This window comes from Enterobacter sp. BWH64 (assembly GCF_001037645.1).
GTDB classification, from domain to species: Bacteria; Pseudomonadota; Gammaproteobacteria; order Enterobacterales; family Enterobacteriaceae; genus Enterobacter; species Enterobacter hormaechei_C.
In genome coordinates this window covers 3,482,597-3,500,139 of the sequence record NZ_KQ089922.1, presented here as the reverse complement: position 1 = coordinate 3,500,139, position 17,543 = coordinate 3,482,597, and the positions used below count along the sequence as shown (strand labels likewise).

The 17,543-nt window shown below is 47.8% G+C and carries 15 protein-coding genes; 14 read left to right on the top strand and 1 reads right to left on the bottom strand.

Annotation, left to right across the window (positions count from 1 at the left end; translation table 11 throughout):
• The first annotated feature begins 1 nt into the window (after position 1).
• The 14 genes from wzxC to ugd all read left to right on the top strand — a co-directional run bounded on the left by wzxC (position 2) and on the right by ugd (position 16,318).
• Positions 2–1,480, top strand: a complete 1,479-nt coding sequence (wzxC, locus tag SK50_RS16750) for a colanic acid undecaprenyl disphosphate flippase WzxC (RefSeq protein WP_003863527.1) — start codon at positions 2–4, stop codon at positions 1,478–1,480.
• Between the two features lie 15 nt (positions 1,481–1,495).
• Positions 1,496–2,776: a colanic acid biosynthesis pyruvyl transferase WcaK gene (wcaK, locus tag SK50_RS16745; RefSeq protein ID WP_017383279.1), complete on the top strand. Its 1,281-nt coding sequence runs from the start codon at positions 1,496–1,498 to the stop codon at positions 2,774–2,776.
• On the top strand, positions 2,773–3,993 hold the full coding sequence (gene wcaL / locus SK50_RS16740) for a colanic acid biosynthesis glycosyltransferase WcaL (RefSeq protein ID WP_017383280.1): 1,221 nt from the start codon (positions 2,773–2,775) through the stop codon (positions 3,991–3,993). Before wcaK ends, wcaL begins: the two co-directional genes overlap by 4 nt.
• A gap of 12 nt (positions 3,994–4,005) precedes the next feature.
• Positions 4,006–5,397, top strand: coding sequence for a colanic acid biosynthesis protein WcaM (wcaM, locus tag SK50_RS16735; RefSeq protein ID WP_017693090.1), 1,392 nt, complete (start codon positions 4,006–4,008; stop codon positions 5,395–5,397).
• 174 nt (positions 5,398–5,571) lie between these two features.
• Entirely contained in the window at positions 5,572–6,468 is an 897-nt protein-coding gene (galF, locus tag SK50_RS16730) for a GalU regulator GalF (protein WP_045142424.1), read from the top strand.
• A gap of 334 nt (positions 6,469–6,802) precedes the next feature.
• Positions 6,803–8,077 (top strand): WzyE family oligosaccharide polymerase, encoded by a 1,275-nt coding sequence (locus SK50_RS16725; protein ID WP_017693092.1) that lies wholly within the window; start codon positions 6,803–6,805, stop codon positions 8,075–8,077.
• Entirely contained in the window at positions 8,055–9,116 is a 1,062-nt protein-coding gene (locus SK50_RS16720) for a glycosyltransferase family 4 protein (RefSeq protein WP_226874335.1), read from the top strand. Before SK50_RS16725 ends, SK50_RS16720 begins: the two co-directional genes overlap by 23 nt.
• On the top strand, positions 9,107–10,327 hold the full coding sequence (locus tag SK50_RS16715; RefSeq protein ID WP_048229731.1) for a hypothetical protein: 1,221 nt from the start codon (positions 9,107–9,109) through the stop codon (positions 10,325–10,327). The genes SK50_RS16720 and SK50_RS16715 overlap by 10 nt, the downstream gene beginning before the upstream one ends.
• Positions 10,311–10,811 carry a PssD/Cps14F family polysaccharide biosynthesis glycosyltransferase gene (pssD, locus tag SK50_RS16710; RefSeq protein WP_017693095.1) on the top strand — a complete coding sequence of 167 codons (501 nt, stop codon included), beginning with the start codon at positions 10,311–10,313 and terminating at the stop codon, positions 10,809–10,811. Before SK50_RS16715 ends, pssD begins: the two co-directional genes overlap by 17 nt.
• Complete coding sequence (gene pssE, locus SK50_RS16705) at positions 10,808–11,275, top strand: PssE/Cps14G family polysaccharide biosynthesis glycosyltransferase (protein ID WP_017693096.1); 468 nt, start codon at positions 10,808–10,810, stop codon at positions 11,273–11,275. Before pssD ends, pssE begins: the two co-directional genes overlap by 4 nt.
• 173 nt (positions 11,276–11,448) lie before the next feature.
• Entirely contained in the window at positions 11,449–12,855 is a 1,407-nt protein-coding gene (gene gndA, locus SK50_RS16700; protein ID WP_017693097.1) for an NADP-dependent phosphogluconate dehydrogenase, read from the top strand.
• Positions 12,856–12,944: 89 nt separating this feature from the next.
• Positions 12,945–14,030 (top strand): dTDP-glucose 4,6-dehydratase, encoded by a 1,086-nt coding sequence (gene rfbB, locus SK50_RS16695; RefSeq protein WP_017693098.1) that lies wholly within the window; start codon positions 12,945–12,947, stop codon positions 14,028–14,030.
• Complete coding sequence (gene rfbA, locus SK50_RS16690; RefSeq protein WP_017693099.1) at positions 14,031–14,912, top strand: glucose-1-phosphate thymidylyltransferase RfbA; 882 nt, start codon at positions 14,031–14,033, stop codon at positions 14,910–14,912.
• 239 nt (positions 14,913–15,151) lie between these two features.
• A complete protein-coding gene (gene ugd, locus SK50_RS16685; protein WP_017693100.1) occupies positions 15,152–16,318 on the top strand; it encodes a UDP-glucose 6-dehydrogenase in 1,167 nt (388 codons plus the stop codon).
• Positions 16,319–16,367: 49 nt separating this feature from the next.
• On the opposite strand, the gene SK50_RS16680 is transcribed toward ugd, so the two are convergent.
• Entirely contained in the window at positions 16,368–17,372 is a 1,005-nt protein-coding gene (locus tag SK50_RS16680) for an NAD-dependent epimerase (RefSeq protein ID WP_017693101.1), read from the bottom strand.
• Positions 17,373–17,543 lie beyond the last annotated feature (171 nt).

Genomic DNA, 17,543 nt, shown 5'->3' with positions numbered 1-17,543 from the left:
GATGAGCTTACGAGAAAAAACCATCAGCGGCGCGAAATGGTCAGCCATGGCCACCATCGTCATTATTGGCCTCGGCCTGGTGCAGATGACGGTGCTGGCGCGCATTATCGATAACCACCAGTTTGGTCTGCTGACCGTCTCGCTGGTGATTATCGCCCTGGCCGATACGCTGTCGGACTTTGGTATCGCCAACTCCATTATCCAGCGCAAGGAGATCAGCCATCTGGAGCTGACCACCCTCTACTGGCTGAACGTCGGGCTGGGGATCTTCGTGTTCGTACTGGTGTTCCTGCTGAGCGATGTGATTGCCGGCGTGCTGCATAACCCGGACCTGGCGCCGCTGATGCGCACCCTGTCGTTCGCTTTCGTGGTGATCCCGCACGGGCAGCAGTTCCGCGCGCTGATGCAGAAGGAGCTGGAGTTCAACAAAATCGGCATGATTGAAACCAGCGCCGTGCTGGCGGGCTTTACCTTCACCGTGGTCAGCGCCCATTTCTGGCCGCTGGCGATGACCGCCATCCTCGGCTACCTGGTTAACTCTGCCGTGCGCACGCTGCTGTTCGGCTTCTTTGGCCGTAAGATTTATCGCCCGGGGCTGCATTTTTCGCTGGCGTCTGTTTCATCCAACCTGCGCTTCGGCGCGTGGCTGACGGCAGACAGCATTATCAACTACGTGAATACTAACCTCTCCACGCTGGTGCTGGCGCGCATTCTGGGAGCGAGCGTCGCGGGTGGCTACAACCTGGCGTATAACGTCGCGGTTGTCCCGCCGATGAAGCTCAACCCTATCATTACCCGCGTGCTGTTCCCGGCGTTCGCCAAAATTCAGGACGATACCGAAAAGCTGCGCGTGAACTTTTACAAGCTGCTCTCCGTGGTGGGGATCATCAACTTCCCGGTGCTGCTGGGGCTGATGGTGGTTGCCAGCAATTTCGTACCGCTGGTGTTTGGCGAGAAGTGGAACAGCATCATCCCGATCCTGCAACTGCTGTGCGTCGTGGGGCTGCTGCGCTCGGTGGGGAACCCGATTGGTTCTCTGCTAATGGCGAAGGCGCGCGTGGATATCAGCTTCAAGTTCAACGTGTTTAAAACCTTCCTGTTTATTCCGGCAATTATTGTGGGCGGCCACATGGCGGGCGCCATTGGCGTGACGCTCGGCTTCCTGCTGGTGCAAATCGTCAATACCGTGCTGAGCTACTTCGTGATGATCAAACCGGTGCTGGGCTCCAGCTACCGTCAGTACATCCTCAGCCTGTGGCTGCCGTTCTATCTCTCCTTACCGACGCTTGCGGTGAGCTACGGCCTGGGCGTGGTGCTCAACGGGCATCTGCCGCTGGCGGCGCTGCTTGCGGTGCAGGTCGCGGCAGGCGCGCTGGCGTTCGGCGTGATGATTGTGCTGTCACGCAATGCGCTGGTGGTCGAGATGAAGCGCCAGTTTTGCCGTAACGAAAAAATGAAAACGCTGCTTCGCGCAGGCTAATTTTACGAGGCCATTATGAAATTACTTATTCTTGGCAACCATACCTGCGGCAACCGTGGCGACAGCGCCATCCTGCGCGGTTTACTGGATGCAATTAACACCCTTAAGCCTGAGACTGAAGTGGATGTGATGAGCCGTTATCCGGTCAGCTCATCCTGGTTACTGAACCGCCCGGTGATGGGCGACCCGCTCTACAGCCAGATGAAACAGCACAACAACGCCGCGGGCGTGATGGGGCGCGTGAAGAAAGTGCTGCGTCGCCGCTACCAGCATCAGGTGCTGCTTTCTCGCGTGACCGACACCGGCAAGCTGCGCAACATTGCCATCGCGCAGGGCTTTACCGATTTTGTTCGTCTGCTGTCCGGCTATGACGCCATTATTCAGGTGGGCGGTTCGTTCTTCGTCGATCTGTACGGCGTGCCACAGTTTGAGCATGCACTTTGTACGTTCATGGCGAAAAAGCCGCTGTTTATGATCGGCCACAGCGTCGGGCCATTCCAGGATCCGCAGTTTAACCAGCTGGCGAACTATGTCTTCGGCCACTGCGACGCGCTGATCCTGCGTGAATCGGTCAGCCTCGACATGATGAAGCGCAGTGAAATCGACACCACCAAAGTGGAGCACGGTGTGGACACCGCCTGGCTGGTGGATCATCAGGATGACAGTTTCCAGGCCAGCTACGCGGTACAGCACTGGCTCGACGTGGCGGCAAAGCAGAAAACCGTCGCCATTACCCTGCGTGAACTTGCGCCGTTCGATAAACGCCTCGGCACGACCCAGGCGGCGTACGAGAAAGCCTTTGCCGATGTGGTGAACCGCGTGCTGGACAGCGGTTACCAGGTGCTGGCGCTTTCCACCTGTACCGGTATCGACAGCTACAACAAAGATGACCGTATGGTGGCGCTCAACCTGCGCAACCTGGTGAACGATCCGTCCCGCTATCACGTGGTGATGGACGAGCTGAACGATCTGGAGATGGGCAAGCTGCTCTCCGCCTGCGACCTGACCGTGGGCACGCGTCTGCACTCGGCCATTATCTCGATGAACTTCGGCACGCCAGCCATCGCCATTAACTACGAACACAAGTCCGCGGGCATTATGCAGCAGCTCGGTATGCCGGAAATGGCCGTCGATATTCGTCATCTGCTGGACGGGTCGCTGGGTGCGATGGTGGGCGACACGCTCGGCCAGCTGCCTGCGATCAACGAACGTCTGGCGATAGCGGTAAAAGCCGAACGCGAAAAAGGTATTGGCATGGTGAAATCCGTACTCGACCGCGTCCGGGAGGGGAAATGAAGGTTGGTTTCTTCTTACTGAAATTTCCGCTGTCGTCTGAAACCTTTGTGCTGAACCAAATCACCGCGTTTATCGATATGGGGTATGACGTGGAGATTATCGCCCTGCAAAAGGGCGATACGCAAAACACCCATGCGGCGTATACCCGGTATGGGCTGGAGGCGAAAACCCGCTGGTTGCAGGATGAACCCACCGGACGAATGAACAAACTGCGCCATCGCGCCAGCCAGACGCTGCGCGGCCTTCATCGCGCCTCGACGTGGCGGGCGCTGAATATGTCGCGCTATGGGGCGGAGGCCCGCAACCTGATCCTTTCCGCCATTTGCGGGCAAACGGCCCAGCCGTACCGGGCCGATGTCTTTATCGCCCACTTTGGCCCGGCGGGCGTAACTGCGGCAAAACTGCGTGAGCTGGGGGTGATTGACGGCAAAATCGCAACCATTTTCCACGGTATCGACATCTCCAGCCGGGAAGTACTGAACCACTACACGCCGGAATATCAGCAGCTGTTTCGCCGTGGCGACATGATGCTGCCGATAAGCAACCTGTGGGCCGGACGCCTGAAAACCATGGGGTGCCCGAGCGAGAAAATCACCGTTTCACGCATGGGCGTGGATATGGAACGTTTCACTCAGCGACCGGTTAAGGTGCCGGGCAAGCCGCTGCAAATTATCTCTGTTGCCCGCCTGACCGAAAAGAAAGGGCTGCACGTAGCCATCGAAGCCTGTCGCCAGCTGAAGGCGCGCGGCGTGGACTTCCACTACCGCATCCTGGGTATCGGGCCGTGGGAGCGTCGCCTGCGCACGCTGATTGAACAGTATCAGCTGGAAGACGTGGTCGAGATGCCGGGCTTCAAGCCGAGCCACGAAGTGAAAGCCATGCTTGATGACGCGGATGTGTTCCTGCTGCCTTCCGTAACCGGCGCCGACGGCGATATGGAAGGTATTCCCGTGGCGCTGATGGAGGCGATGGCGGTCGGCATTCCGGTGGTCTCGACCCTGCACAGCGGTATCCCGGAGCTGATCACCTCTGAGCATTCCGGCTGGCTGGTCCCTGAAAACAATGCGCTGGCGCTGGCGGATCGTCTGGCTGCGTTCAGTGATATCGATCAGCAGACGCTGATCCCTGTGCTGCAAAATGCGCGGCAAAAAGTTGAAGCAGAATTCAATCAGCAGGTGATTAATCGCCAGTTAGCGAGCCTGCTGCAAACGCTGTAACGCTGAGGTTGTATGCTGAAAAAGATTACCCGACGCCGATTTGTCTCTTCTTTATCCGTCCTGGCTGCCATGCCGCTGTTGTCGTCCCGCGCTGCGCGGGCGGCAACCGGGAAGACGGTTTCTGTCGATCGCTACAACAATAACGACTGGATCGCCGCCTTTAAGCAGGCATTTACCGAGGGCGATACCGTTGTTGTTCCCGCCGGGTTAACCTGTGAAAACATCAATACCGGCATTTTCATTCCTGATGGCAAAACCCTGCTGATCCGCGGTGCGCTGAAGGGCAACGGCCGCGGGCGGTTTGTGCTCCAGGAAGGCTGTAAGGTCATTGGGGAAGGAGAGGGGCGCACGCATAACATTACGCTGGACGTGCGTGGCTCCGACTGTGTCATTAAAGGGCTGGCGATGAGCGGCTTCGGCCCCGTCACCCAGATCTACATCGGCGGTAAAAAGCCGAGAGTGATGCGTAACCTGCTTATCGATCGCATTGCCGTGAGCCAGGCCAACTACGCCATTCTGCGCCAGGGTTTTCATAATCAGGTGGACGGTGCGCGCATAACCAACAGTAAATTCAGCCATTTGCAGGGTGACGCGATTGAGTGGAACGTGGCGATTAACGACCGCAATATCCTGATCTCTGACCACGTGATCGATAACATCAACTGCACAAACGGCAAGATCAACTGGGGGATAGGCATTGGGCTTGCTGGCAGCACGTACGACAATGACTATCCGGAACAGCAGACCGTTAAAAACTTCGTGGTGGCAAATATCACCGGCAGCAACTGTCGGCAGTTGGTCCATGTTGAAAACGGTAAACACTTTGTGATCCGTAATATCAAGGCCAGCAATATTACTCCCGACTTCAGTAAAAAGGCCGGAATTGATAACGCAACGGTAGCTATTTATGGCTGTGATAATTTCGTTATTGATAATATCGATATGGTGAACAGCGCCGGAATGTTAATCGGGTATGGCGTGATCAAGGGTGATTATCTGTCGATACCGCAAAACTTCAAACTTAACGATATTCGCCTGGATAACCGACAGCTTGCCTATAAGCTGCGCGGGATACAGATTTCTTCCGGCAATGCCACCTCGTTTGTTGCCATCACCAACGTCAACATGCAGCGGGCAACGCTTGAGCTGCACAACAAGCCACAGCATCTTTTCTTGCGTAATATCAACGTGATGCAGGAGTCGGCGACGGGACCAGCGCTTAAGATGAACTTCGACTTGCGCAAAGACGTGCGCGGGAAGTTTATGGCCAAAAACGAGACGCTGTTGTCGCTCGCGAACATAAAAGCGGTAAATGAAAAGGGGCAGAGTTCGGTAGATATTGATCGGGTCGATCAACACGTGGTGAATACGGAACGGTTGAATTTTGCGCTGCCGCACAGGTAATCCTACAGCCTATTTTGCGACTATTCCTGGTACGGAATCGCGATCTATTCAGATTACAACTACTGTAATTTGTGGTGGGGTGACCTAGGATTACTTCATATTTACGGCAAAACATGCTGGCGAAAACAGGTTTAAAAGCTATAATTCGTCAACCATTTTAAGGTGGAAGAAATAATGATTAATTTGAAAGCAGTCATACCGGTAGCGGGTTTGGGCATGCATATGTTGCCCGCCACAAAGGCCATTCCTAAAGAGATGCTGCCGATCGTTGACAAGCCGATGATTCAGTACATCGTCGACGAGATTGTTGCTGCGGGGATCAAAGAAATCGTTCTGGTGACGCACTCTTCGAAGAATGCCGTTGAGAACCACTTCGACACCTCTTATGAACTCGAAGCGCTGCTTGAGCAGCGCGTTAAGCGTCAGCTTCTGGCAGAAGTTCAGTCTATCTGTCCTCCTGGCGTGACCATCATGAACGTGCGTCAGGCGCAGCCGCTGGGTCTGGGCCACTCAATCCTCTGCGCGCGCCCGGTGGTGGGTGATAACCCGTTCATCGTGGTTCTGCCGGACATCATTATTGATACCGCTTCCGCCGATCCGCTGCGTTACAACCTGGCGGCAATGGTGGCACGTTTCAATGAAACGGGCCGTAGCCAGGTGCTGGCGAAACGTATGAAGGGCGATCTCTCCGAGTATTCTGTTATTCAGACTAAAGAGCCACTGGAGACAGAAGGGCAGGTGAGCCGGATCGTTGAGTTTATCGAAAAACCCGATCAGCCGCAGACGCTAGACTCCGACCTGATGGCGGTAGGCCGTTATGTGCTGAATGCGGATATCTGGGCTGAGCTGGAAAAAACCGAGCCGGGCGCCTGGGATCGTATCCAGCTGACCGATGCGATTGCTGAGCTGGCGAAGAAGCAGTCGGTTGATGCGATGCTGATGACCGGCGATAGCTATGACTGCGGTAAGAAAATGGGGTATATGCAGGCCTTTGTGAACTATGGCCTGCGTAACCTGAAGGAAGGGGCGAAGTTCAGAAGCCGGATTGAGAAGCTGCTTAAAGAGCACTAAACCTTCGGTATACTCCCGCAAAGTATTGATCTAAGGTGGTAAGCGTTCGGAATGGATAGAACGCTACCACCTTTTAATGTTTCTGACACAGATAAGAGCGAGTCTTAGTACGATAGTCTATAACTTTTTGCTTGTTTCTAAGTGAGATACGTCAGACAATTATCCGCATATTTTTATGAACCGGACCTGCGTATTCGGCGTTCAAAAATTTGTTATAGAATATAAGCATGTTGGTAGCTTAGGAGCCAAGGGCGGTAGCGTGGCCCGACCATATTGAGCGTTGTGGCTCATTCCCTTTATTAGTAATGCTAATATTTTACCTAAAGGCAGATTGATGGCATCTCTGTATTTTTTACTTCCTCTTTTATATATTATTTGCACCATATACTTTATAAAAGGCGTATATATTCGCGTTTTTACTATTTTTTACTTCGTGGTGAATTTTGTATATTATCTATCTGTCTGGATACAGGGTATTCCGCTAGAGGAGGGATATACTCAGGTATTTTGGTTCTCATTCTTAAGTTTATTCGCAATCCATTTGTCATATTTTATAACACCAATAAAAGTGTCCTCTCGGTATAATCATTCAGATGATTTGTCTAATTCATGGTTCAGAAGTATTAACTCAAAAATATTTGTCGTTTGTGGTCTGGTTTTATACATTTTTGCTTTGATGATTTATGTGAAAAATAATGGGGTCGCATTTGGTGGTGGTTACGAAGCTCGTCTTGAACAGAATTCGGGTGGCGGCCTGTCAATTATTTTAATGTACGCATTTGTTCCTTCCTCGATTGTGTTCTTTCTTCGTAAACCTACTAAATTACGTTTTATATTGGCAACCGCATTGGCTATTTTCTGTGGTTCTGTTTATTACTACGTTATAGGCGGCTCAAGAAATGTAATGGGCGCGGCAGTTCTTGCTATAACTTATTTTGCCTATGAGAAAAAAGTACTCCGTATAAATGAAATAGCTATACTATCAGCATGTTGCTGTGTAGCTTTAATTGTATTGGGTGCTCTGCGTTATGGATCCAGTCTTGATGATGTGATCAGTATGCTTCTGTCTGGCTCATCAGTCATGATTTCATTCGCTTTAGATTCTTTCTCTCCGATTTATGCAATCAAAGATATTATTGAATATATTGATAAAACAGGTAATATTCAGTATTTTTCAACCTTCTTCAATGAGTTTGCGATTATTGTTCCTCGTTTTTTATGGGAGTCAAAACCGATTAACTTTTTGAATAACGGCTATTTTTATACAACCTATATCCTGAATATGGATACGCAGTTGACCATATCACCAACGATAGTAGGTAGCTTTATTATTATGTTTGGCACAACCTGGTTTTGGCTTTGGGGACTTATTACTGGAAGCACATTAAAAATCATTGACGCAGTAACCAAAAAAACCAGGATGATTACGATAAAGATTACATTTATAACCTGCATTGGCTACTGCTTCTTCTGGGTGCGTGACGGTTTAGAAGTGTTTATGTATATCTCATTTAAATTCTTTTTATGTGTAATGATCATTAAAGCGATTAGCACGATAGTTGGTAGTCTATTGAAAAGGCCTTCGAATGAAAATTTTGCTCATAAGTAATATGTATCCAGGTTCGGATACGCCACATCTGGGCGGGTTCGTTAAAAACGCAGCTGATTCGCTCCGTAATAATGGACATGATATTGAATTATGTGTTCTTAATAAAATCTCAAAAAGCAAAGTTACTAAAATTTATAACTATCTTGTTTTTTATATCTCTATTTTGGTTAAAGTTCTTTTGACCAAAAGTGATTGTCTTTATTTGCATTATGCGTCTCATTGCTATCTGCCGGTAAAAATGGGCAATTGCGTCAGAAGAAAAAAAATTGTGGTGCACGTACACGGCGGTGACGTTAAGCGGCTCAACGGAACCAGTGGAATGTTCTTTCGTGTTAAGAAGGCAATTGTTTCTAATGCGTTGAAAAATGCGGTAAAAATAGTGTTTCCTTCAAAGTCTTATCTGGAATTTACCAAAAATGAATATCAACTCGATGAAGTTAAATGTGCAATAAGCCCTTCTGGCGGCGTTGATACCCAACTCTTTGCGTTTAAAAACCGTGAATTCGGTGCTCCGCTTAAACTCCTTTTTGCTGGACGACTCATCAAGAGTAAACGTGTGGATCTGGCAATACAGGCAATTGAAAACCTGTCCGACGATGATAAAAGTAAAATTCACTTAACTATTGTTGGGGATGGTCCAGAGCTGGGTTCGTTAGTGAAAAGTGCAGCTCATTTACCAAATATTGAATTTTCGCCTGCTGTAGGGCACGTTCGCTTGGCTGAAATTTTTCAGGAACATGATGTACTAATCTATCCTTCAGAAAGTGAAAGCCTTGGACTGGTTCCTTTGGAGGCGATGGCTACGGGGATGATTCCACTTCTAAGTAATATCCCCTCTTTCAACGAGTTCATCGATAATAACCAAAATGGTTTTATTGTTTACGAGGACGGACACTATAAAATTAAAATTGAGCAAATGCTCAAGATGTCACCACAAACGCTTCAAGCGATGTCTCACCAGGCTAAGCAAACGGTCTTAAACAGCTATACGAAAGAAATAGCGCAAACGAAGCTGCTTGAGGCGTTTAAATGTTTGTAATTAATAAATTAATTTGGCTTGGATATACTGTATCTTCTGGAGCAGCAAGGGTTATAATCTTCTTTTTATTGACTCTTGTGTTTGTCCAAAAAGACATTGCGCTCTTTGCTGTTTATTATTCATTCTTAACTGTTACAGTTATATTCCTCGGTCAGGGACTTGGTACAACGCTCATTAAAGATGGCTCTGAAGTGAGCATGAAATACTTTAATTACGTTTTACTCCTTAGTATTGCAGCAGCCTCGGTTATTACCTTAGCACTGGCGACTCCAACACTAGACTTAAATTTAATTGACACCTTAATATTCGCTGGCTCTCTTGCATGCCTGGCTATCAACCAAATCTATCGTTATTATTATATTTATTATAAAAAGGCACTACCTGGCTTAATTTATGATTTGCTAGCGCTGGTTCTTTTTGCGGCAGGAATGCTGCTGTGCAAACTGCATCTTGTCTCTTTAAAACCTCTTGATATTTTCTTCCTTGCTTACTTTATCGCGACAATAATTAACCAAATTATTTACTACATATATGTTAAGCGAGCGTGGATAACCGTATCTGATAGCAAGGCTTTCAATGGGCTAGATTGGAAATTCTCCCTAAATGTTGGCTTCGTGGGGCTCATTTCTACAGGGATCGTTTTTCTATTACCTTACTTTTCCCGTGAGTTACTTCCCGATGAATCAATGTCGGTACTGGGTCTCACAATTAGCATAATTGGAATTATATCTGTCTTCTCACGTGCATACATGAACTACTTTTATCGAGAGTTAGTGGAGTGTGCTAAATCAAAAGAAGAAAAAGTTTATCTTGCGATAAATAAAAAAGTTATCATCATATCAGCGCTTGTATGCTTTGGTAGTATCCTGCCACTAATCTTTTATGTTAAATTATCGCTTTCCTATGTAACCTTTAATGAAATACTGGCAATCGTCGTGCCTGTAATGCTTTTTACTCTCTCTTCGCAACTATCACTAGTTCAGTCAAATATAATATTATTCCTTGGTAAAGAAAAAATCTCACTGATATTCAACTTTTTTGTATTTATTGTGGTTCTGTCATTGTTTTTGGTATGGCAATACTTCATTAGTATTTCGGTGATATATCTTATCCCATTAATGTCTTTATTCCTGATGGTTTTATATTTAATCAGATACGCTTATTTTAGAATCCTGATCAGGACGGCTTTTAAGAATGGAGAAGCAGTTTAACATGAACATAGAGGATAGTGCTTTATTCATTTACGGCGAGGGAGGACACCGAGCCCAGATGAACAGATTGATGAAAAGAATTGGTGGAGAAATAAATAAAAATAAAATCAGTCTCTCAGATTATAAAATTAAGGAAGAATGGTCTGATAAGCATTATGTCACTCGTGAATTTAGAAATAAATATTCAACGTTCACTAGTGTGCTTCGCTTCAATCAGTTACATCAGATCAAGGTCTGTTTACAGATTCATAAAACTCATCGAATAAAAGTAGTCGTTTCAACGGGACCCGGTGTAGCTCTTATTCCCGCTTTTTATTTTAAATATATTGTTGGTGCAAAAATAATTCATCTCGAAACATGGTCCAGATTCGAAACGAAGTCCTTCACTGGTAGAATCATGTCTTTAATTGCGGATGAGTTTTATGTGCAGCACAAGACGCTTTTAAAACAGTATAAAAAAGCCAAATTTTCCGGAGTGCTATGAAAATTTTAGTGACCGTAGGCACCACTCGGTTTGATAAACTTATCAAGCAGATTGCATCAATTTCAGCGCTTCCACATATGGCCAACAATTTTTTTATGTGCCAAAAGGCGAATGGCCTGTCAAACCCTGAAACAGAAAATTACAAGGAAGTTGAATTTATTCAATCTATTGAGAACGAATATTCTCATTATGATCTTGTAATCAGTCATGCAGGCGCTGGATCAATATTTTCTCTTTTAGATCACGAGAAAAAAATCATCATTGCCCCAAATTTAGATCGTTTGGATAAACATCAGTCTGACATTGCTAAATATATGGGGGAAAAGGAATTTGCAATGATTTGTTGGGATATCGAAGATCTCGAAAATCTAATCATTAATGCAAGTTCATTCCAGCCCAAGAAATTTGAATTAGTGCGATTTTTCAAGAATGATGAGTTTATTGACCATATAAATAACGCGTGATAGTACTCGATCGCTAAAGCCATTTAATAATATTTGCAGGTAACTTTTGATCATAAAAAATAGTTAATGCTTTGTGAAATTATTTGATAACGACTTTAGTATTGTTTAGAGTTATGAGAAGTGATTCCCAAGCCGCTATCATTCGCGGCGACCACACCTGACAGGAGTATGTAATGTCCAAGCAACAGATCGGCGTTGTCGGTATGGCAGTGATGGGGCGCAACCTGGCGCTCAACATCGAAAGCCGTGGTTATACCGTCTCCGTTTTCAACCGCTCCCGTGATAAGACCGAAGAAGTCATCGCTGAGAATCCAGGCAAAAAACTGGTTCCTTTCTATACGGTTAAAGAGTTCGTTGAGTCTCTGGAAACACCTCGTCGTATCCTGTTAATGGTGAAAGCGGGCGCAGGTACCGATGCAGCTATCGATTCACTGAAACCGTATCTGGATAAAGGCGACATCATTATCGATGGCGGCAACACCTTCTTCCAGGACACCATTCGTCGTAACCGTGAACTGTCTGCTGAAGGCTTCAACTTCATTGGTACCGGCGTATCCGGCGGTGAAGAGGGCGCTCTGAAAGGTCCATCTATCATGCCTGGTGGACAGAAAGAAGCTTACGAACTGGTTGCGCCAATCCTGACCAAAATCGCAGCCGTAGCTGAAGATGGCGAGCCGTGCGTGACCTATATCGGTCCTGATGGTGCTGGTCATTATGTGAAAATGGTTCACAACGGCATTGAATATGGCGACATGCAGCTGATTGCTGAAGCTTACTCTCTGCTGAAAGGCGGCCTGAACCTCTCCAACGAGGAGCTCGCAGAGACCTTCACCGAGTGGAATAAAGGCGAGCTGAACAGCTACCTGATCGACATCACCAAAGATATCTTCACCAAGAAAGATGAAGAGGGTAAATACCTGGTTGATGTGATTCTGGATGAAGCCGCTAACAAAGGTACCGGTAAATGGACCAGCCAGAGCTCTCTGGATCTGGGTGAGCCGTTGTCCCTGATCACCGAATCCGTCTTCGCACGTTATATCTCTTCTCTGAAAGAGCAGCGCGTTGCAGCATCTAAAGTGCTGTCTGGCCCGAAGGCCAAACCCGCTGGTGATAAAGCAGAGTTCGTTGAGAAAGTCCGTCGCGCGCTGTATCTGGGTAAAATCGTCTCTTACGCGCAGGGCTTCTCTCAGCTGCGCGCGGCATCTGACGAGAATAACTGGGATCTGAACTACGGCGAGATTGCGAAGATCTTCCGTGCCGGCTGTATCATTCGCGCTCAGTTCCTGCAAAAAATCACCGATGCCTACGCTGAGAATGCGGGTATCGCAAACCTTCTGCTGGCGCCTTACTTCAAACAAATTGCTGACGAATATCAGCAGGCGCTGCGTGATGTTGTTGCGTACGCGGTGCAGAATGGTATCCCGGTTCCGACCTTCTCCGCTGCGGTGGCATATTACGACAGCTATCGCGCTGCCGTTCTGCCAGCGAACCTGATTCAGGCACAGCGTGACTACTTCGGTGCGCATACCTATAAGCGTACGGATAAAGAAGGTGTGTTCCACACCGAATGGCTGGATTAATATACGGTTAGCCATGCCATCAAGCCCGGTAGAGATACCGGGCTTTTTTATCTTGCCCGATCCACCTACTGTTTAATGGAATAGATTGCGTGAAAATTCTAGTTACTGGCGGTGCCGGTTTTATCGGTTCCGCGGTTATCCGACATATTATTAGCAATACTCGGGATAGCGTTGTTAACGTTGATAAATTGACCTATGCCGGTAATCTGGAATCCTTGCGTGAAGTAAGCGATAGCGAACGCTATGTTTTTGAGCATGCCGATATATGTGATAAAGAGGCAATGGCGCGTATTTTTGCTACCCATCAGCCTGATGCGATAATGCACCTGGCTGCCGAGAGCCATGTCGACCGTTCTATTACCGGTCCCGCTGCGTTTATTGAAACCAATATTGTTGGCACCTATATCCTGTTAGAAACAAGCCGTGCTTACTGGTCTTCACTGGATGAGGCAGCAAAATCTACTTTCCGTTTCCATCACATTTCAACTGATGAGGTTTACGGCGATCTGCCTCATCCCGATGAACATTATGACTCCACCCCGTTACCGCTGTTTACTGAGAAAACAGCGTACCAGCCAAGCAGCCCTTACTCAGCGTCAAAAGCGTCCAGCGACCATTTAGTTCGAGCCTGGATACGCACCTATGGTTTACCCGGGATTGTGACAAATTGTTCGAATAATTATGGCCCATACCACTTTCCTGAAAAGCTGATTCCTCTTGTTATCCTTAATGCGCTGGATAATAAACCATTGCCGATTTACGGTAAGGGCGATCAAATCCGTGACTGGTTATACGTTGAAGACCATGCTCGTGCACTGTATACGGTTCTGACCACGGGTAAGCCGGGAGAAACCTATAATATTGGCGGTCATAACGAGAAGAAAAATATTGAAGTTGTTCAGACCATTTGTGATCTGCTCGATGAAATGGTACCGAAAGAAACATCCTATCGCGCACAAATTACTTATGTCGCGGACCGACCAGGTCACGACAGACGTTATGCAATTGATGCTCATAAAATTAGCGACGAGCTTGGATGGACTCCTGTGGAAACGTTTGAAAGTGGCATCCGTAAAACGGTTGAATGGTATTTGAATAACCAGGAGTGGGTATCGAATGTAAAAAGCGGCGCCTATAAGAGCTGGATTGAGCAAAATTATGGGGAGCGTAAGTAAATGACGAAACGTAAAGGGATTATATTAGCTGGCGGATCGGGTACACGTCTTTATCCCGTGACTATGGCCGTAAGCAAGCAATTGTTGCCAATTTACGATAAGCCAATGATCTATTATCCGCTCTCTACGCTTATGCTGGCAGGTATACGGGATATTCTGATTATCAGCACGCCTCAGGACACTCCGCGTTTTGAACAACTGCTCGGGAACGGTAGCCAGTGGGGATTGCATATCCAGTACAAAGTGCAACCAAGTCCTGATGGACTGGCACAAGCTTTTATTCTGGGTGAAGAGTTTATCGGTGAGGATAATTGTGCGCTGGTATTAGGCGATAATATTTTCTACGGACACGATCTCCCCAGACTGCTTGAAGGCGCAGCAAGCCAGCAAGAGGGTGCGACCGTATTCGCCTATCATGTCAGCGACCCGGAACGCTATGGCGTCGTTGAGTTTGATAAAGACGGTACTGCAATTGGCCTTGAGGAGAAGCCTCAGCAACCCAAGAGTAATTACGCAATAACCGGTCTTTATTTTTACGACAACGATGTGATTGAGATGGCCAAAAGCTTAACGCCGTCCGAGCGAGGTGAACTCGAAATTACCGACATCAACCGCATCTATATGCAGCAGGGACGATTGTCTGTCGCGATGATGAGACGCGGCTATGCCTGGCTGGATACCGGAACGCATCAGAGTATGATCGAGGCAAGCAATTTTATCGCCACAATTGAAGAGCGACAGGGGCTAAAAGTTTCATGTCCTGAAGAGATTGCGTTCCGACGAGGTTTTATTGATGCCGAACAACTTCGGGTACTCGCTGAACCATTGAAAAAGACCGGGTATGGTCAGTATCTGCTGAATCTGACCAAGGGATTAGTCTGATTTGACGAAGTAAGCAGTTTTCCTCTGCTTACTCTCGACTGCCCTTTAACGTCTTATTGTCGCTGTAAAACAGGTACTTTGCTTAGTGTAACGACAGGTCTTTTTGTTCAGCAAAAACATTTTTCAAAAAACCTGAAACCTTGACAGCGAATGAAGGTTAGCGATAAAAAACGCTTAGTTAATCATTGTGGTGACTGTGTTATGGTCATCAAAAACTCAAACGTGTAGAAGTCAAACAAATGAAAATAACTATCTCCGGAACAGGCTATGTTGGTCTCTCAAACGGTATTCTGATTGCACAAAACCATGAAGTGGTTGCGCTGGATATCGTGCAGGCAAAAGTGGACCTGCTTAACCAGAAGAAGTCCCCGATCGTCGATAAAGAGATTGAAGAATACCTCGCGACCAAACCGCTGAACTTCCGCGCTACCACGGACAAAGAAGATGCTTACCGCGATGCGGATTTCGTCATCATCGCCACGCCAACCGACTATGATCCTAAAACCAACTACTTCAATACCTCTACCGTTGAAGCGGTGATTAAAGACGTTACGGCAATCAACCCGAACGCAGTGATGATCATCAAGTCGACAATTCCAGTGGGTTTCACCAAATCGATTAAAGAAGAGTTGGGTATTGATAATGTCTTCTTCTCGCCGGAATTTCTCCGCGAGGGCAGGGCGTTATACGATAACCTGCACCCATCCCGTATCGTGATTGGCGAGCGTTCCGAGCGTGCGGAGCGTTTTGCTGCGTTGCTTCAGGAAGGCGCAATCAAAAAAGATATTCCGGTGCTGTTCACAGATTCCACCGAGGCAGAGGCCATTAAGCTTTTCGCCAATACCTATCTGGCGATGCGTGTGGCTTACTTCAACGAACTTGACAGCTATGCCGAGAGCTTAGGTCTAAACACCCGTCAGATCATCGAGGGCGTGTGTCTTGACCCACGTATCGGTAACCATTACAACAACCCGTCCTTCGGTTACGGTGGTTACTGTCTGCCAAAAGATACCAAGCAGCTGCTGGCTAACTATCAGGCGGTGCCGAACAACCTGATTTCCGCCATTGTGGATGCCAACCGCACGCGTAAAGACTTCATCTCGGATTCCATTCTCGCGCGTCAGCCGAAAGTGGTGGGCGTGTATCGCCTGATCATGAAGAGCGGTTCCGATAACTTCCGCGCTTCTTCCATTCAGGGGATCATGAAGCGTATTAAGGCGAAGGGCGTACAGGTCATTATTTATGAACCGGCGATGCAGGAAGATGAGTTCTTCCATTCGCGTGTGATCCGCGATCTGGATGCGTTTAAGAAAGAAGCGGATGTAATTATCTCCAACCGTATGGCGGAAGAGCTGGCGGACGTGAAAGATAAAGTCTATACCCGCGATTTGTTCGGCAGCGACTGATTAAAATCGTGATATAAAAAAACCCGGCAATCTGCCGGGTTTTTTGTTTTTAAACGTTATAGAAGTTGCGGTACCAGTCGACGAAGTTTTTCACGCCTTCTTGGACTGAGGTTTGTGGTTTAAACCCAATAACGTCATACAGCGCTTTGGTGTCCGCACTGGTCTCCAGCACGTCTCCCGGCTGGATCGGCATCATATTTTTCACCGCTTCCTTGCCCAGCGCCTCTTCAAGCGCGGTGATGTAATCCATCAGTTCGACAGGTGAACTGTTGCCGATGTTATACACGCGATACGGGGCAGAGCTGGTTGCTGGCGAACCGGTTTCGACTGTCCAGTCGGCATCGGCCTGAGGAATGACGTCTTGTAGGCGAATAATCGCCTCCGCAATATCATCGATATAGGTGAAGTCGCGCTTCATCTTGCCGTAGTTGTATACGTCGATGCTGTTGCCTTCAATCATGGCTTTGGTGAATTTAAACAGCGCCATGTCCGGGCGCCCCCATGGGCCATAGACGGTAAAGAAGCGCAGGCCAGTGGTCGGCAGATTGTACAGATGCGAATAGGTATGCGACATCAACTCATTGGCTTTTTTGGTTGCCGCATACAGGGAAACCGGATGGTCTACGGAGTCGTCAGTAGAAAACGGCATCTTACGGTTGAGGCCGTAAACAGAACTGGATGACGCATACAGAAGATGCTGAACCTTATTGTGGCGACAGCCTTCCAGCACGTTCAGGTGACCTACCAGGTTTGCATCAGCGTAGGCATGCGGGTTTTCCAGCGAGTAACGGACACCCGCCTGTGCGGCAAGATGGATTACGCGGTCAAATTTCTCATTGGCGAAGAGCGCAGCCATGCCCTCGCAGTCCGCTAAGTCCAGCTTGTGGAAGGTGAAACTCTCGGATTTAAGCAGTTCAAGGCGAGCGAGTTTGAGGTTAGGGTCATAGTAATCATTCAGATTATCAAGCCCAACAACTTCATGCCCTGCATCAAGCAGGCGCTTGCTGACATGAGAACCGATAAAGCCCGCCGCGCCCGTTACCAGAAATTTCATAGCTTCCCTCATTTACAGTGTTCTTATTGATGCCCCAGACATCAGAATCCAACTATGATAGCGCGTCGCCTTTAACTTACATAACCCATCTTTCCGATATAACTCATCGGATTCTTATAGAAAAATCCCCAGCAACAGATACACTATGGAAACAAGATTATTTTTGCCCTT

Excerpts from the sequence above, each read along its gene's own strand:
- wzxC (WP_003863527.1), top strand. The coding sequence starts at position 2 with ATGAGCTTACGAGAAAAAACCATCAGCGGCGCGAAATGGTCAGCCATG.
- wcaK (WP_017383279.1), top strand. The coding sequence starts at position 1,496 with ATGAAATTACTTATTCTTGGCAACCATACCTGCGGCAACCGTGGCGAC.
- wcaL (WP_017383280.1), top strand. The coding sequence starts at position 2,773 with ATGAAGGTTGGTTTCTTCTTACTGAAATTTCCGCTGTCGTCTGAAACC.
- wcaM (WP_017693090.1), top strand. The coding sequence starts at position 4,006 with ATGCTGAAAAAGATTACCCGACGCCGATTTGTCTCTTCTTTATCCGTC.
- galF (WP_045142424.1), top strand. The coding sequence starts at position 5,572 with ATGATTAATTTGAAAGCAGTCATACCGGTAGCGGGTTTGGGCATGCAT.
- SK50_RS16725 (WP_017693092.1), top strand. The coding sequence starts at position 6,803 with ATGGCATCTCTGTATTTTTTACTTCCTCTTTTATATATTATTTGCACC.
- SK50_RS16720 (WP_226874335.1), top strand. The coding sequence starts at position 8,055 with ATGAAAATTTTGCTCATAAGTAATATGTATCCAGGTTCGGATACGCCA.
- SK50_RS16715 (WP_048229731.1), top strand. The coding sequence starts at position 9,107 with ATGTTTGTAATTAATAAATTAATTTGGCTTGGATATACTGTATCTTCT.
- pssD (WP_017693095.1), top strand. The coding sequence starts at position 10,311 with ATGGAGAAGCAGTTTAACATGAACATAGAGGATAGTGCTTTATTCATT.
- pssE (WP_017693096.1), top strand. The coding sequence starts at position 10,808 with ATGAAAATTTTAGTGACCGTAGGCACCACTCGGTTTGATAAACTTATC.
- gndA (WP_017693097.1), top strand. The coding sequence starts at position 11,449 with ATGTCCAAGCAACAGATCGGCGTTGTCGGTATGGCAGTGATGGGGCGC.
- rfbA (WP_017693099.1), top strand. The coding sequence starts at position 14,031 with ATGACGAAACGTAAAGGGATTATATTAGCTGGCGGATCGGGTACACGT.
- ugd (WP_017693100.1), top strand. The coding sequence starts at position 15,152 with ATGAAAATAACTATCTCCGGAACAGGCTATGTTGGTCTCTCAAACGGT.
- SK50_RS16680 (WP_017693101.1), bottom strand. The coding sequence starts at position 17,372 with ATGAAATTTCTGGTAACGGGCGCGGCGGGCTTTATCGGTTCTCATGTC.